16 protein-coding genes are annotated in these 15,394 nt (G+C 53.2%); 8 read left to right on the top strand and 8 right to left on the bottom strand.

From position 1 onward, the window contains the following. Window positions 1-156 precede the first annotated feature (156 nt). From JW953_06305 to JW953_06295, 3 genes are all read left to right on the top strand, one after another. On the top strand, window positions 157-1,008 hold the full coding sequence (locus tag JW953_06305; GenBank protein ID MBN1992297.1) for a hypothetical protein: 852 nt from the start codon (window positions 157-159) through the stop codon (window positions 1,006-1,008). 339 nt (window positions 1,009-1,347) lie between these two features. Beyond that, entirely contained in the window at window positions 1,348-3,693 is a 2,346-nt protein-coding gene (locus JW953_06300; protein ID MBN1992296.1) for a YfhO family protein, read from the top strand. Further along, window positions 3,618-4,097 (top strand): hypothetical protein, encoded by a 480-nt coding sequence (locus JW953_06295; GenBank protein MBN1992295.1) that lies wholly within the window; start codon window positions 3,618-3,620, stop codon window positions 4,095-4,097. The genes JW953_06300 and JW953_06295 overlap by 76 nt, the downstream gene beginning before the upstream one ends. Before the next feature lie 42 nt (window positions 4,098-4,139). Here the strand turns inward: JW953_06295 and JW953_06290 are convergent, their stop codons facing one another. The 3 genes from JW953_06290 to JW953_06280 all read right to left on the bottom strand — a co-directional run bounded on the left by JW953_06290 (window position 4,140) and on the right by JW953_06280 (window position 6,628). Continuing rightward, complete coding sequence (locus JW953_06290; protein ID MBN1992294.1) at window positions 4,140-5,543, bottom strand: aspartate aminotransferase family protein; 1,404 nt, start codon at window positions 5,541-5,543, stop codon at window positions 4,140-4,142. A 365-nt stretch (window positions 5,544-5,908) separates the two neighbouring features. Continuing rightward, window positions 5,909-6,307, bottom strand: coding sequence for a redoxin domain-containing protein (locus JW953_06285; protein ID MBN1992293.1), 399 nt, complete (start codon window positions 6,305-6,307; stop codon window positions 5,909-5,911). A gap of 69 nt (window positions 6,308-6,376) precedes the next feature. Further along, window positions 6,377-6,628 carry a redoxin domain-containing protein gene (locus JW953_06280; GenBank protein MBN1992292.1) on the bottom strand — a complete coding sequence of 84 codons (252 nt, stop codon included), beginning with the start codon at window positions 6,626-6,628 and terminating at the stop codon, window positions 6,377-6,379. 338 nt (window positions 6,629-6,966) lie between these two features. Between JW953_06280 and JW953_06275 the strand changes: the two genes are divergently transcribed. After that, window positions 6,967-7,827 carry a cyclic nucleotide-binding domain-containing protein gene (locus JW953_06275; protein MBN1992291.1) on the top strand — a complete coding sequence of 287 codons (861 nt, stop codon included), beginning with the start codon at window positions 6,967-6,969 and terminating at the stop codon, window positions 7,825-7,827. 147 nt (window positions 7,828-7,974) lie between these two features. On the opposite strand, the gene upp is transcribed toward JW953_06275, so the two are convergent. Then, a complete protein-coding gene (upp, locus tag JW953_06270) occupies window positions 7,975-8,601 on the bottom strand; it encodes a uracil phosphoribosyltransferase (protein MBN1992290.1) in 627 nt (208 codons plus the stop codon). A gap of 335 nt (window positions 8,602-8,936) precedes the next feature. On the opposite strand from upp, the gene tatA reads away from it, so the two are divergent. Continuing rightward, complete coding sequence (tatA, locus tag JW953_06265; protein MBN1992289.1) at window positions 8,937-9,146, top strand: twin-arginine translocase TatA/TatE family subunit; 210 nt, start codon at window positions 8,937-8,939, stop codon at window positions 9,144-9,146. A gap of 172 nt (window positions 9,147-9,318) precedes the next feature. On the opposite strand, the gene asnS is transcribed toward tatA, so the two are convergent. From asnS to JW953_06250, 3 genes are all read right to left on the bottom strand, one after another. Further along, window positions 9,319-10,656 carry an asparagine--tRNA ligase gene (gene asnS, locus JW953_06260; protein ID MBN1992288.1) on the bottom strand — a complete coding sequence of 446 codons (1,338 nt, stop codon included), beginning with the start codon at window positions 10,654-10,656 and terminating at the stop codon, window positions 9,319-9,321. A gap of 14 nt (window positions 10,657-10,670) precedes the next feature. Further along, window positions 10,671-10,982, bottom strand: a complete 312-nt coding sequence (locus tag JW953_06255) for a hypothetical protein (protein ID MBN1992287.1) — start codon at window positions 10,980-10,982, stop codon at window positions 10,671-10,673. 217 nt (window positions 10,983-11,199) lie between these two features. Then, window positions 11,200-11,670 carry an SRPBCC family protein gene (locus tag JW953_06250; protein MBN1992286.1) on the bottom strand — a complete coding sequence of 157 codons (471 nt, stop codon included), beginning with the start codon at window positions 11,668-11,670 and terminating at the stop codon, window positions 11,200-11,202. Between the two features lie 150 nt (window positions 11,671-11,820). On the opposite strand from JW953_06250, the gene JW953_06245 reads away from it, so the two are divergent. Together JW953_06245 and JW953_06240 are read left to right on the top strand one after the other, a co-directional pair. After that, window positions 11,821-13,914, top strand: coding sequence for a DUF2723 domain-containing protein (locus JW953_06245; GenBank protein MBN1992285.1), 2,094 nt, complete (start codon window positions 11,821-11,823; stop codon window positions 13,912-13,914). Between the two features lie 126 nt (window positions 13,915-14,040). After that, a complete protein-coding gene (locus tag JW953_06240; GenBank protein MBN1992284.1) occupies window positions 14,041-14,295 on the top strand; it encodes a transposase in 255 nt (84 codons plus the stop codon). Here JW953_06240 and JW953_06235 read toward each other — a convergent pair. After that, a complete protein-coding gene (locus tag JW953_06235) occupies window positions 14,287-14,436 on the bottom strand; it encodes a hypothetical protein (protein ID MBN1992283.1) in 150 nt (49 codons plus the stop codon). The genes JW953_06240 and JW953_06235 overlap by 9 nt on opposite strands. A gap of 20 nt (window positions 14,437-14,456) precedes the next feature. On the opposite strand from JW953_06235, the gene JW953_06230 reads away from it, so the two are divergent. After that, window positions 14,457-15,371, top strand: a complete 915-nt coding sequence (locus JW953_06230; GenBank protein ID MBN1992282.1) for a hypothetical protein — start codon at window positions 14,457-14,459, stop codon at window positions 15,369-15,371. Window positions 15,372-15,394 lie beyond the last annotated feature (23 nt).

Raw genomic sequence — 15,394 nt, 5'->3', positions numbered from 1 at the left:
TTCAAGTTTGCCGTGGTCAACAGCGCCAGCGGCGACGGCACCACCAACTATTGGGCCAACGACGGCACGGCCAGCTGCGAACCGGCCACGGCTGTGCCACTGGCCGTGAGCGCAGGCTTATTCAACGTGCTGCTGGGCGATACCAGCCTGCCCGGCATGAGCCAGGCGCTGGACGAAACCGTGTTCGGTGAAACCGACACCTATCTGCGGGTCTGGTTCAGCCAGGATGGCACCACCTTTGAGGCGTTGAACCCCAATCAGCGCATTGCCAGCGTGGCCTATGCCCTGCGGGCCAAATATGCCGAGAACGGGCCATCCGGGCCGCCAGGGGATCAAGGTCCCAGTGGCCCATCTGGTCCTCAAGGCCCGGCGGGTGCAGATGGGGCTGACGGCGCGGCCGGTCCCTCTGGGCCAAGTGGCCCTTCCGGTCCTCAAGGGCCAGCCGGTGCGGATGGCGCTGACGGGGCGACCGGCCCCTCGGGTCCTTCCGGGCCAAGTGGCCCATCTGGTCCTCAAGGTCCTGCCGGGGCTGACGGCGCTGACGGGGCGACTGGCCCCTCGGGTCCTTCCGGGCCAAGCGGGCCATCAGGGCCAAGTGGGCCGTCGGGACCATCTATACGTACAGTTGCTTATGCCACCGGACTCGGCCCAAATGATAGTACAGATATAGGCCAAATTACCAGTCGTACTCTATCTTTTGACAAAACAAATGAAACTTCAGCAATTCGTATAAGTTATACCGACAACTTTGGGGTGTTGCACGATGACTGTCGTTGGCAGATACGTATAGACGGTGGCGCTTGCCCAAGCGGAGACTTGATTTACGATTTTTACACCGGTGGCGATACTATATTCCGCAGTCAAGCGGTTGTAGGTTATTGTGAAGGACTTGTGGCCGGAACGCATGTAGTCGATGTTTGGGTTGGCGGGGTATCGGGTACACCAGGAGACTGCTACACAGGTTGGGCTGCTTCCCGCTGGGTCCTTGAAGCAGAAGAAGTGAACTGAGTAGTAGGTCACGCTTGCTGTAGAAAATTGTAGGGTTTAGTCTTTGAAAAGTTACCCCTGATGTCATTTCGAACGGAGCTTGGAAGCGAAGCGACTATAGCGGAGTGAGAAATCCCTGATAGGGCTGATTAACCCTAAATGTGGTGGGTGAGATGGAAAACTTGGTTTTTTGCCAATCAACCCTGCCCTTCATTGTGACTTTATAGGGATTCCTCCCTTTGGTCGGAATGACATTCGGACGAATTGGCCGTAAGGGGTAAGTTTTCAGAGACCATTTGCAGGTATAACCCTACGAATGTTTACATTTAACGTGATCTACTGACAGAACCGGAAAAGCCGATGCTTTATCTAACCAACAAGCCCAGGCCAAAAGGAATAACCCCCGGAGGCGGATTACATAAAGCCGCCTCCGGTTCGGCTCAAACCTGGCCGCTGGCGGCCCTGCTGCTGGGCTTTGCCGTGGCCTTCAACCTTTACCATCTCTACCCGGAGGTTGCTATTCGGGCGCCCCTGTTCAATGACGGAGTGTTGCATTGGCTGGCTCTCAAACAGACCGTGGCAGCGCTAGTCGCCGGGCAAAACCCCACGGATGGTTGGTTGGGCACGATCACGCTGGGTTATCCCTTGTTCCATCACTACCAGCATCTGGCCTACCTGCCCCCGGCCCTGCTGTACGGGCTGTCGGGTCAAACCTTGCCTCTGGACGGCCTGTTCCACTGGACGCGCTACCTGCTGCTGGCGGCCTTTCCGCTATCCATTTTCTGGTCTATGCGGCGGGTCGGCTTTAGCCGTTTGTCGGCGGCAATGGCCGGGCTGCTGGCCTCGCTCATCGGCACCAACGGCCTGTTTGGCTTGGAGTTTGGCAGTTACGTGTGGCGCGGCAGCGGGTTGTATACCCAACTCTGGGGGATGCTGCTGCTGCCGCCCGCGCTGGCCCAGGGCTACGTCACGCTGCGCACCGGGCGGGGCTATGCCGGGGCCGCGCTGCTGCTGGCGGCCACCCTGCTCACCCACCTGGTGTTTGGCTATATCGCGGTGATCTCGTTGGCGGTAATTGCCCTTATCCCTAATCCCGCCTCCAAACCGGGGCCGGGGGGCAGTAAACCCCTCCCCCTGGCAGGGGGAAGTTGGGAGGGGGTAGCGTCCCCGCACGACTTAAGTTCGCGCCCGTGGGAAAACGCCGGGGTGAGGCTGCTGCGTCTGGCTCTGTTGCTGGCCCTGCTGGGGTTGGTGGCGGCCTACTTTCTGCTGCCCTTCTGGCTGGACCGGGCCTATATGAATCGCAGTGTTTGGGAAGAGGCCGGTAAGTACGACTCCTACGGCCACCAATGGGTTTTAACGGCCCTGGTGCAGGGCGAGTTGTTTGATTTTGGTCGCTTCCCGGCCTTAACCTTGCTGGCCGGGCTAGGGCTGGCGCGCTGCTTGTGGCGCTGGCGCGAGGCGCGGTATCGCTGGCCTGTGGTGTTGGCCCTGCTGTGGCTGCTGCTTTACTTTGGCCGCCCCACTTGGGGGCCGCTGCTGAACCTGCTGCCGCTCAGCAACGATTTGCATTTCCATCGTTTAATTGCGGGCGTCCACCTGGGGGGCGTGTTGTTAATGGGTTTGGGCCTGGCCTGGCCCTGGGAGGGGGCATTGGCCGGCTCAAACCCAAAATATCTCTGGCCGGTGGCGGCGCTAACTGCGCTGCTGCTCTATCCTGTTTATGCGGAGCGGGCCGACTATCTGGCTCAAAATAAAGAATGGCTGGCCCAGGGCGAAGCAGCCCTGGCGGCTGAAACCAGCGATCTTGAGGCGCTGACGGCCACGCTGCGCGACCTGCCGCCGGGCCGGGTTTATGCCGGGTTGGGCAACAACTGGGGCCGCGATTACAAAGTTGGGGCCGCGCCCATGTATGCCTTGCTGGCCCAGGCAGGCCTGGATAACTTGGGCTATCTTTATCACGCCCTTTCGCTCAATGCCGATATGCAGGCGCTTTTTGATGAGAACCGGCTTGACCACTATCACCTGTTCAACGTGCGTTACGTGGTGGCCCCCATTGAGCGGGCCTGGCCCGATTTTGCGCAGCCGGTGCAAACGTTTGGCCGCCACCGGCTTTATCAGGTTAACACCAACGGCTATTTTGACCTGGTAGACACAGACATTGCCTTTAGCGGATACAAAGAAGATTTGTTCCCGGCAGCGTCCGGCTGGCTCAACAGCGCGCTGCTGCCGGCCCAACAGCATCCGGCCATCTGTTTTGAGCCGGGCGCTACCATGCCGCTAACGCAACTGCCCCTGGCGCAGGCCGATAAAATTTTACCGCAACTGGAAATCCCGACCCCGCTATATCGTGGTCAAATAGTGTCTGAGGAAGCTGCCAACAGCGCTTATCAGGCCAATGTAACGGTAGCCCGGCCGAACACCCTCATGCTCAAGGCCACCTACCATCCCGGCTGGCAGGCCGAAGTGGATGGCCAGGCGGTAGCGCCGCTGATGGTCATGCCCAGTTTTATTGGTATTCCGTTAGAGCCGGGCCGGCATCAAGTGCAGTTAAGCTATCAGGCCGATTCCCGGCGTAGCCTGTTGAGCGTTTTCGGCTTGCTGGGGCTGGGTTTGGTCGCTCTGCTTGAATGGCGGGGAGTCAACTTATCCCGGCGTGTGGGCTGGTCTACATCTTATCGGCGCTGGCCAGTGGTTATTTTCTAAACAGTTGGACCAAGGTAAGTATCGCCCTGGTTGTGACGCTATTGGGGGTAATGATCCAACTCCTGGGCATACTGGTCAACTATAGCTATATCTACTGGGACTGGCTGAATATGGGGTTCTCTCTGGAAAACCCTCACTATCTATTCCAGGTGAATATTTCGCCTGTGCCCATGCACTTAAAGGCGCTATTGGAGCAACGGTATCTTGACGGTTGGCTGCTGTGGGTTTACCGGCATTTTGGCAAGCCGGTTTTTGGGGGGACCATCTTCATTCCGTTATCAATATTAGTTTGGTCGGTCAGATGGCTAAAAAACGAAGCGTTCATTAAATGCGATTCAAATCATCTCCTTTTGAGGCCAAAGCGACCCCGCAAGCCCAACCGATTTGTAAAACCGGCCGGGTAGCAATTCGGCAACGTTGGGCGTGATGATGTCTCAGTTTACGGTTTACTGTTTTGCCAGAGCAAGTTGAACGGCATTGATGGCCCGCTCAACATCCAGCTCATTTGTGTTCCAATTGCACACCGAAACGCGCATACAGCGTTTGCCTTGCCACGTCGTCCCACTAAAAAATGCTTCGCCAGATTCAAGAACATTGGCAATAACGTTGTCTGTGCGCCGATCATGATCGGCATCCGTCGCATTGGGTTTCGCGCTGAGAAAACGCACTAACCCCTGGTTTATTTGTGGTTCCCAAATCAATTCAGCGCCGGGTAATGCGCCAATGCGTGTTACCAGGCGATGGGCATATTGACAGGTGCGTTCGATTAGCTCAGCCACGCCCTGTTTACCCAGTTGCCGGAGAGCGGCATAGGTGGCGACGCCGCGCGCGCGGTGAGACCATTCCGGAGTCCAATCCATCTGGTCACGAGCAATCGCATCGTGGGTTAAATAACTCGCCCGGTGAGACATGGCCGCTTGATGCGCCCTTGCATCTCTAACAAAAGCGTAGCCACAATCGTAGGGCACATTAAGCCATTTATGCCCATCAACCGCCCACGAATCCGCTTGCGCTACGCCGTTTAGCAAATGTTTATACTTGGGGCTTGCCGCTGCCCATAGCCCAAAAGCCCCATCAATATGCACCCAAGCCCCATGCGCGTGCGCGATGGGGATAAGCTCCTCAAAAGGCTCGAACCCCCCCGTGTTGATGTCGCCGGCCTGTAACAATACGATGGTTGGCTGGCCGGCGTGTTCTTGAAGTCCTCTCAGGAGGTCTCTTGCGTCTAAATGCCCCTGTTCATTTACAGGTATATCAACCACATTGTCATTACCAATCCCCAACAAACGGACAGTCCGCGCAATTGAGCCATGTCGTTGGTTATTACTCAAGATGCGGAGGGGCGGTGCGCCGGCCAATCCCTTTCGTTCCACATCCCAGTTATGTTTGGCCAACATAGCATTTCGAGCAGCGGCCAGACAAGTCACATGAGCCATGGAACAGCCCGTGACCAGAGCAAAACTTGCTTGCCGGGGCAGACCCAGCAGCTCTTTCAGCCACTGTCCACAAACTTCTTCAATAACGGCTATGGCCGGGCCGGAAGCATACAAAGCGGCGGGCTGGTCCCAAGTAGACGTAAGCCAATCGGCAGCAAGGGCGGCCGGTACCGAGCCACCGACTACCCAACCAAAGAACCGTCCTCCCGAAGTGCCTAATATCCCTCCTTGCGCGTCGGCCACCAACTCATCAATAACTTGAGTTGCGTCCATCCCCTCGTTGGCAAGCGGGTGGCCTAAACGTTGGCGCAAGTCAGCGAGACTTGTGGTGGTTGATACGGGAGCTTGGTCAAGGCTCTCAATATAGTTCAAGGCATGGGCAAGCGTAGATTCAAGCAATCTTCGATATGTCATTTGTACCCCTCCATTTTTCATGAATTCTCAGGGCCGGCCGCGCGCTTTTAGCTGGTTAATTTCGTCAATTATTCGGTTATATATCTATAAAATCGAAAAATTTACGGAGAATATATAAAAACGTCGAATATTATACGATAAAACAATTATTTTGTCAACAGCCAATCGGGAAATTATTATAAGGCCGACTTTTGGGGTGTACTTTACGTAGACAATATACGATATTTTTAGAACGAAATCCCCCCGATTTTTGCGGTTTTTTAGAAAAAAAAGGCTGACATTTCAGTCAGCCCTATGCAGCCCAATCCAAACATCCGATTCAAACCAACCTTAGAAAAAACCCATTATTTTCGCAGGCGTCCGATTCAATCAAATGCCATCTCAGTTTTCCACACTTCCCAGACCTTACCAACTAAATCCGGCCCTGGTTTCAGTGTCGCTTTACCGGGTTTCCAGCCCGATGGTGTCGCTTCGGCTCCTTTACTCTCTCGTACAAGCTGAAAGGCTTGAATTTGACGCAGCGTTTCACCAACATTTCGACCCACTGGCGGGGTCAATACCTCATACCCCTGGATATTCCCATCGGGGTCAATGATAAACCTGCCTCGTGTCTCAACCCCGGCATCCTCATCATAGATACCGTATACTGTGCCGACTTTTCCCCCCGTATCGGATAACATCGGAAATGGAATTCCCCCCGAAACCATCTTTGATAGTTCATGATCATTCCACATTTTATGGACAAACACACTATCTATACTCATTGACAATACTTCAACCCCAAGCTTTTGAAATTCAGGAAACTTTTCAGCAACTGCTGAAACTTCTGTCGCTCAGACAAAGGTAAAATCACCAGGATAGAAACACAATACAACCCATTTGCCCAGATACTCCGACAATTTTATGTTTACAAATTTGCCCTTGTAATAGGCAGGGGCAGAAAAATCGGGCGCTTTTTGGCCTACTCTAATCATTTTTTTCTCTCCCTTATCTGTAATTTCTTCTTTTGCTATTTTTTCTTCCACCGTTTCACCAACTGGTCCCCCTGTTGGTCGAGCACAACCTACATTTGTGTCTTCTTCCATAAATGATGCTCCTTTTCTTACGTGAGTTATTCAATCACACCTAAATAACAGCCAAAACAAAACACAAATACTTGGATTTGATTAGGGTGTGTTTCAAATCAGTTGAAGGAGTGCAGAATTCATTCTGCCTCTGCCAAAAAGCGGAATAAATTCCGCACTTCAGGGGTAGTCTCAACTCAAATGAAACACACCCATTTGATTATTATTTACCAACATATTATATTTTGCGCTCTTTGGGAAATTGTGTCAAAATTCGTGACTTTCCAAAATGGCCGTAACCGCTATAATAGAGGAAAGTCTTTGAACAAACAGTGCCTTTTTGGAGCGGAGTGTGAAAAATGACCAATAAACTCATTATTTATCTTAAAAAATTGATCCCCTCTAAAACTGCCACCCCCGCCGTAGACCCTAAAACCATCCGGTATCTCAAACGACAACCCTTTTTCAGGCATACCCCGGAACCGGTCCTGGCCCACATTGCCACCAGAATAAAAGAACGCAGCCTGGCCAAAGGCGACATTCTGCTCCACGAAGGCGACCCCAGCGAGTCGCTCTTTATCATTCGCACCGGCTGGGTTAAGGTGGTGGCCGCAGGCGCCGCCGGCGAAGAGGTAGTGCTTAATCAACACGGCCCTGGCCAGGTGATTGGCGAGATGTCGCTGATTGACCAAAAGCCTCGCTCCCATACGATGGTAGCCCTCCGGCCGGTGGAAGCCCTGGAAATTGAGTACGACGTGGTGCTGGACGTGCTGGACCACTATCCGGTTTTGGGCCGCTCCCTGCTGCAAGAGATGTTTGAGCGGGCGCGTTTTGCCAACGCCTACATTGAGGAAAGCATTGAGTGGTGCCGCCGCATTGCGGCCGGCGATTATGATTTTGTGCAAGAGCAGGTGGAGCAAACCCAATCTACCATTGTGGGCATGGACCACTCCGACCAGGCCCGGGCCAGCGCCTTTCTCTCCGTTTTCTTCAAAATGGCCGAGGACGTAAAAAAGCGTGAAGACGACCTCAAACGGCAGGTACAGCAGCTCACCATTGAGATAGACGAGGTAAAGCGGAAAAAGAAGGTACAGGAACTCACCGAGACCCAATTTTTTGAAGACCTGCTGGCCACGGTGCAGGAAATTCGCCAAAGACGCCGGGCCAAAGAAGAAGCAGAGGGGCAGGATAGCGAGGAATTTCGGCCAGGGCAAATTTAATTACCGGAAAGTTGAAGCCCCAAAAAAGCGCCGTTAGAAACAGCAGCCCACCGGCCCAATTCAAATCTCCTGGTATGGTTGGCCGTTTGCGAGAAACCAGTTTAGGCATTAGCTATGATATTTTGGGGATCAGCAGTTTCGGCTTCATCAGCCGGTGCCAAATTGGCGGTCGCCGGCGTCGCCCAGGCCGGGCACAATATAGCCAATCTCGTTGAGGCGTTCGTCAACGGCGGCCAGATGGATGTCCACATCAGGGTGAGCGTCGTGTAAAGTTTTAATGCCTTCCGGCGCCGCGATAAGGCCCATAAATTTGATGCGCTCTGCGCCCCACTGTTTGAGAATATCTACGGTGGCGGTGGCCGAACCGCCGGTGGCCAGCATTGGATCCAGCACAATGCAAATCTGCACGGTTGGTGAAACCGGCAGTTTGTTATAATACTCTACCGGCTGCAGGGTACGTTCGTCGCGGAACAGGCCAATGTGCCACACTTCACTGCCGGGCATCATTTCCCACACCCCTTCAACCATGCCCAGCCCGGCGCGCAAAATTGGCACCAGGCCAATGCGCTCCTGGAGCATCGCCCCGCTGGTTGAACCCATTGGGGTTTCCACGGGGGTGGAGGCGGTGGCCAGGTCTTGGGTGGCTTCGTAGGCCAGTAACATGGAAATCTCTCGCACTAATTCTCTGAATTTCCGTGGCTCTGTGGTTTTATCTCGCAAAATGGTCAATTTGTGCTTGACCAAGGGATGGGAGGATTCGTACACATTTTTCATTGGTTCTTCACCTGTGGGTTTTAATTTTAATATCTTTGGCGCCGCTATCCCGACGGCCTGCTAAGAAACTGCCGGTAGGCTTGGGGGGCGTCCCCCCATTAGTTTCTTTTCCTGGTTGAATAAGGCCCCGGCCTTATGGAACCCGCATTATAAACTGAGGGAATGGAAATGACAAAGCGATTTGGGGCAGGATATAATGGGGTTGGGCCGGTTTAGGTGAAATTACCCTGCGGAAAAATTGTGAGGATAGTTTCTTTTTGCCACAGGTTAAACCCAATGCTATAATACACCCGGGTAAACACCCTGAACTTGTTTTATTAACGAAGGAGAAAATTATGAGATTTGGTGGATTAGGCGGCTGGGAATGGCTCATTATTTTGATAATAGTGATCGTTCTGTTTGGCGGAAGCCGATTAGCCGGTGTGGGCAAAGCTTTGGGCCAATCAATTCGGGAATTTCGAGAAGGGGTCCGCAGTGGCGACGATGAAAAGAAAAAGGCAGAAGATGCCTCTACCAATGACGAGAGCGCGCCTGAAGATAGTTAAATCCCCAGCCTGAATGATCATCCAAAGTTAGCCTGCCTCTTGGCAGGATTGTTCCCAAACTTATTTTGGGCATAAAAAGTGCAGCCGTTTATAGGCTGCACTTTTTCTTTTGGGGTAATGCCAAATTCTAAAGACCTCGTACTCTTTGCAGGGCTTCAGAACTGCGAATTTTTTACGGATAAACCCGGCCCAGGGTGCGGGGGAAGGGATTGGTCTCGCGGATGTGGTGGATGCCCGCAATCCAGGCAACAGTCCGTTCGATGCCCAGGCCAAAGCCGCTGTGGGGCACGCTGCCGTAGCGCCGCAGGTCAAGATACCAGGTGAAAGCTTCGGCCGGTAGATTTTCTTCATGGATGCGTTTGAGCAGCAAATCCGGGTCGCTGATGCGCTCGCTGCCGCCGGTGATTTCGCCGTAGCCTTCGGGCGCAAGCATGTCCACGCTTTTGCACACCTCCGGGCGATCCGGCCATGGTTCCATGTAAAAGGCTTTAGCCTGAGAGGGAAAGCCGTAAATAAAGATAGGCTGGTCAAATTGTTTGGTCAATTCTGTTTCATGAGGACTGCCAAAATCCTGGCCCCACTCCAGGGCCAGCAAGTTTTTTAATTCCGGGTCGTCCGTTTCAGCGCAAATTTTTTCAATGCGTTCGACGGCTTCATCATAGGAAACGCGCGGAAAGGGGGGGATGACTTTTTGCAACATCTTGGTGTCTCGTTCCAACACGTTTAGCTCATTGGCCCGTTCTGCCAGGCAGCGCTGCACAATATAACTCACAAACTCCTCTTCCATCTCCATTAATCCGTCCAGGTTGCAAAAGGCCATTTCGGGCTCCAGCATCCAAAACTCGGTCATGTGGCGCCGGGTTTTGCTTTTTTCGGCCCGGAAGGTGGGGCCAAAACAGTATACTTTGCCAAAGGAGTAGATATTGGCTTCGTTATAAAGTTGACCCGTTTGAGCCAGGTAAACGGTATCGCCAAAATAGTCCACTTCAAACAGGGTGCTGGTGCCCTCGCCGGCAGCAGGGGTGAGGATGGGGGTGGTCATTTCAACGTAGTCGTGTTGATCCAGCCAATCCCGGCACGCCCGCATCACGGTAGCCCGCAGCCGCAATAAAGCCCACTGCTTGCGGCTGCGAATCCAGAGGTGGCGATTTTCCAGCAAAAATTCTACGCCATGTTCTTTGGGCGTAATGGGATACTCCTCGGCAAGCTGCACTACTTCCAGGTGGGTGGTGTCAATTTCATAACCGCCCGGCACGCCCGGCGCTCGTTGGTTTTCTTTAACCGTGCCCTGCACTACTACCGCCGTTTCCTGGGTGAGCCGTTTGCCTGCCTCAAAAACTTCTTCCGGCAAATTTGGTTTAAAAAGCACGGTTTGGATAACGCCCGTGCCGTCGCGCACCTGGAGAAACTGAATTTTGCCCTTGCCGGTTTTAGCATAGAGCCAGCCTTGAATGGTCACTGCCTGGCCAACGTGGTTGGCAATGTTTTGGATGGATATAATTTTGTTCAATTAAATGCTCCTTGTCACCGCCCCAGCAAGAGCAGCACCCCGGCTATAACAGCCAGTACGGCGAGAACCATGTCCTTGGCCTGAAAAGTGACGCCCAGCAGGTTGAACAGACCAATCAAGATCAAAAAAACGGACAATAAAAGCCGGCCCAAATTTTGGGTTGGTTTTTCTCTTATGTCCAAGATGATCAGCAGCCCGGCCACAATGGCGATGACGGCCAAAATGAGTTCGCCCGAAGGAATGTTCAAGTTGAGTAGAGGGATTAAACCCGTTAAAATGAGCCAAGTCGCCAATAGAAATGTTCCCAACTTTCCAAAGAGTTTCATGCAAATGCTCCTTTCATTATTTGTAACTATTTACTTTGTCACAGTTGCTCTGAGGCCGGAGGCCGAAGAATCTCCATGTGGCATAACGTTGCGTCAGTTTTGATATATTTCATGGAGATTCTTCGCTCGTTCCTCGCTCAGAATGACATGGCCTGAATAATTTGTACGTTTGACGCAACCCGATAACACCCTATGAGCCGCCCTCTAAAACAGCATTTTACCAACCGGCGCGCCGGCCCGATTCAACCATTTTTTTGAGCTTGGCCAGGCTGTTTTTCATGGCCCGGCGCGTGGCAGAGCGCCGGCCCAAAATATCCATAATCCGGGCGATAATGCCATTGGGCCGGTAATCCCAAACCCAGGTCAGGCGAGTTCCCCCACCCGCCGCTTCAAACTCCCAACTGGCTTCACTCCCCCGGCCAAAGGGACTACTGGCGGCAGCATCAATTACCCGCATCCTGGAAGATGATGGGAACTGGTAAGCCGCATATTCGGCATCCCAGGTGAAAACGGCGCCGCCCTTTGAGTCAAGGCGCAGAAGCGTGCCCTGGCGAATAGGGCGGGGGGTCAACAGTTCTACGTGGGCCACTTGCTCATCCCATTCAGGCCGGCGCTCAATGTCGTGACAAAATTTGAACACGTCGGCCCGGTTTACAGTAAGGTCAATGCTTTCTTCAATACGGGGCATGGCTCTCTCCTGATCTGTAATAAGGGATTTTTTCTTTGACTATTGTACTATGAACTGCGTTTCCTCGCCAGTAGCCTCTGTTAGCGCTTTATCTATTTTGGCAGCAAAACTTTTGCCAAAGCCTTAACTCTGTCTTATGATACGGCCATTATGACTTTGCGGTCTAATTCCACCCCGCCAGCCAACTCAGTTCCATCAGCCTCTTGGCGTCGTCTGGGCCGTCTATTGGCCTGGCCTTGGGAACTGGTGTTGCTGCTCCTTGTTTTTGGCTGGCTATACCGGCAAACATTGCCCCCCGGTATCAGTTCCTGGATGATTGAGGGCTGGGATTCCGCAATGTTGCAGATTACCGGCAGTACCTGGGGCATTCCCCATTCGCCGGGTTATCCCCTTTATATCATCCTATCTAATCTGTTCGTCCGCCTGATGGGCCTGATCCCGGGTTTGTCAGATACTACCGTGGTCTGGCGGGTCAGTTTTTGGTCTACCGCCACCAGTTTGTTTGCCCTGATTTTTGTTTACCTGACCATCCGCCGGTTGAACCGGGGACGGGCCGCCGCCGTTATTGCCGGCAGTCTCTTGGGCCTCAGTTTTATTTTCTGGCGGGCGGCAATTATGGCCGAAGTTTACAGTTTGAACGCGCTCATTTTTGCCTTAACCTACTGGTTGGCCATTTTGTGGTATCACCATCCCCGCCGGCGCCGGCTTGTGGCCCTGGGCTTGATCTTGGGCGCGGGTTTGGCCCATCATCGCACCGCCTTTATTTTGCCCCCCACCATTGCCTTGTGGGTGGCCCTGAAATATTTCTCACCCGCCCCAACGGGAGCGCAGACGCAACCTTACAAAAGCATTATTCGCAGCTGGTTGATTTTGGCCGGGGCAGCCTTAATCCCCTTGCTGACCTATCTTTACCTGCCCTGGGCGGCCCGCTATCGGGTGGGGCTAACCTGGCTTTATGCCGATGTCTCAGACTGGAATACCTTTTGGTTTGTGGTTTTGGCCAGAGAATGGTGGGGGTTGGTGACCCCTCCCCATAACTTCCAGGGGTGGAGCGAAGCTTTGCAAATCCTATTTTGGCAACAAGCCGGCCAGATTACGGCGGTGGGCGTTATCGCCGGTTTGATCGGCCTGATTGCTTCTCGGCGTTACCTGTGGTTGTTTGGCCCGCCGGTTCTGGCTTTGGTATTTTTTGGCGTATCTTACCGGGTAGCCGATTTGGATAGTATGCTCATCCCCCTTACCTTGACCCTCTGCCTGGGGGTCGGCATCCTGGTTGGCATTTTTTATAAAATTATCGCGTACCAGTTGATCACCTTGCTTAGAGTGCAAGATGAGGTATTTAGAGGCAAGTGGCTCGTTCGGGCCGGCCGCTGGACAATTTCCATCGGCCTGCTGATCGGGGCTTATTTTCTTTTTCGCCCCCTGGCCGAAGCCAATTATGCAGCCGTAGATTTGAGCAGCGATTGGCAGGCGGTTGATTTGGTGGAAGAAGTGGTGGCCATCGCTGAAACAGGCACACCCTTGACCATCATCGGTCAGGATAATAGTGTGTTACCGGATTTTATTTATACCCAAGTGGTGCTTAACCAGCCGGTTGAACCACTCTCTACTACCGGCCTGAGCCGCATGCCAGAAGAAGCCAGCATCGCTTTATTGCAAAACAGGTTCAACCAGGGCCGGCGGATCCTGGTTGATATTGAAACCATTGAATTGGGTTTCATCCCCTGGTTAAACGAAGCCATTGAAACCGGCCAAATTTTTAAGGCCCCCACCGGCCATCCTTACCTGTGGGAACTCCTGCCGCGGCCAATGGGCCACGTGTTGCCGGAGTATGAGCTTTGGACGCAAATCCCCCCCGGTCAATTTTTGGACGGCCAGATTTCTATCATTGCCTATCATCAGCAAGTGGTGCATAAGCGGACCGGCTGTTTTTTGCGTTTGACCCTTTTCTGGCGGGCTGAAAAATACATTGAAGGGGATTATTATGTCTCCGTACAGCCTCTGGGCGGCGAGACGGTTTTGGACAAAAACGACCACCTGGCCCTTATGCGCGGCTACTTGCCCACCTCCCAAATGCGCCCCGGCGAAATTGTGCGGGACGAAATAGACATGCTGATCCGCCAGCCGGCGGCGTTGCCCGGCGTAATGTTGGTTGTGAATCTCTATCAGATTCAAGGCAACCAATTTCCCACTTTTGGCCAGGTCACCTTGCCCATTGAGATTGATCCAGAAGAATGTAAATAGAAAATTGAACCGCTGCCAAAGGGTTTGATGCAAAGCTGCCCAAAATCAGGCAGCTTTTTTATTGGCGTCAGGTTTGACATTCATTGACACAAATCAATATTTTCCCAAAGCCCGTAACCTTATTCTATGCCGAAGAAACGAGGAGGGCAGCCAGTATACACGGATGGGGCGATAGCATGTTTGCTAACGGTCAAGGCGGTATTTCACCTGGCCTATCGTCAAACCGAAGGCTTTGCTGGTTCGATCAGTCAATTGTTGCGCGTGAGCTTGCCCATTCCCAATTACACCACCTTGAACCGGCGGGCCAAAAAGCTAGAGATCCGGTTGCCTGTCAGCGAGAAAGGCCCTATTTACCCAGGACAATCGCATCTATTATGTTAAGGCAGAAAGCACCTTGAACAGATAATGTTCACTCCAACCGGTTTTGAGGCGTTTGGCTTTGATGCCACACTTGGCCGTTGTCTCGTGGCGCAACAGATTGAGGGTGATGTGGCGGATATCCAGCCGTTTTGGCTCGGGCAAGTAGCCAAGATCGGGATCCAGTGCTGGTTGTTAGATCGGCTTGGCCTCGTTTACCGGCCCGCACCCTGCCGGGGCGACAGTATGTCTATGAGCCTGGCCGGGGCTTCAAAGGCAAACCGGTGGTGCCCGGTTATACCTATTCTTTCCTGGATTGGGTACTACAAGCTGGTGCAGGTTGGTCGTTGTCGGTCGATGTGAAGCGAGTGAAGCCAGATAGTAGCAATTTGCTGGTGGGCGTGGCCCAGGTCAAGCGGTTATGTGCAGCGCGGGCGGGTTTGACAGACTTGCTGGATATTATCGTCGGTGACTGCAAATACTCACACCCGGAATTCTTACGGGCGGTGCAGTTCTTACCTTGTGGCAAGGTGACCCGCCTGGCCAAACACCGGGTGTTGTGTGGACAACCCGAACCCAAACCAGCCGGCACGTGGTTGTTGTGGTTGCCTCCCCAAACCATCCCTTCTACTGTGACCCTCGGCCTGGAAACTATCGGGCGGGCTTATGACCATCGGTGGCCGATTGAACGCGGCAACCGCTTTCGCAAACAAACCTTGAATTGGCCCCGACCTCAATTTCAAACCCCAGCAGCGGGCGACCGGTGGACCACGCTGGTCACCTTAGCCTTTTGGCAGTTGTATCTGGCCCGATCCCTGGTCGCAAATTGTCCCCTGCCCTGGCAGCCCAAACAAAGCCAGCTTAGCCCGGCTCGAGGACAACAAGGCTGGCCCGATATTTTTCTCCAGATTGACCAACCTACCCGACTGCCCCAAACGCGTGAAAAATCTCCTGGTTGGCCTATAAAGGTAAGCCACGACGGCGCAAACAGCGTGACCCTGTGGTCAAAAAATCGGCCAATTCGTCAAATATCAATAGAATATTGGCCTGAAACTCGATTGTTAAGGTTCAAATTCAATCCCTGGCTTCGACCAGGTTAGTTTACTTTGTCTAAATACGAGAT

The organism is Anaerolineae bacterium (assembly GCA_016931895.1).
In the GTDB taxonomy this organism is placed as follows: Bacteria; Chloroflexota; Anaerolineae; order 4572-78; family J111; genus JAFGNV01.
This window is presented reverse-complemented; position numbering and strand designations above follow the sequence as displayed.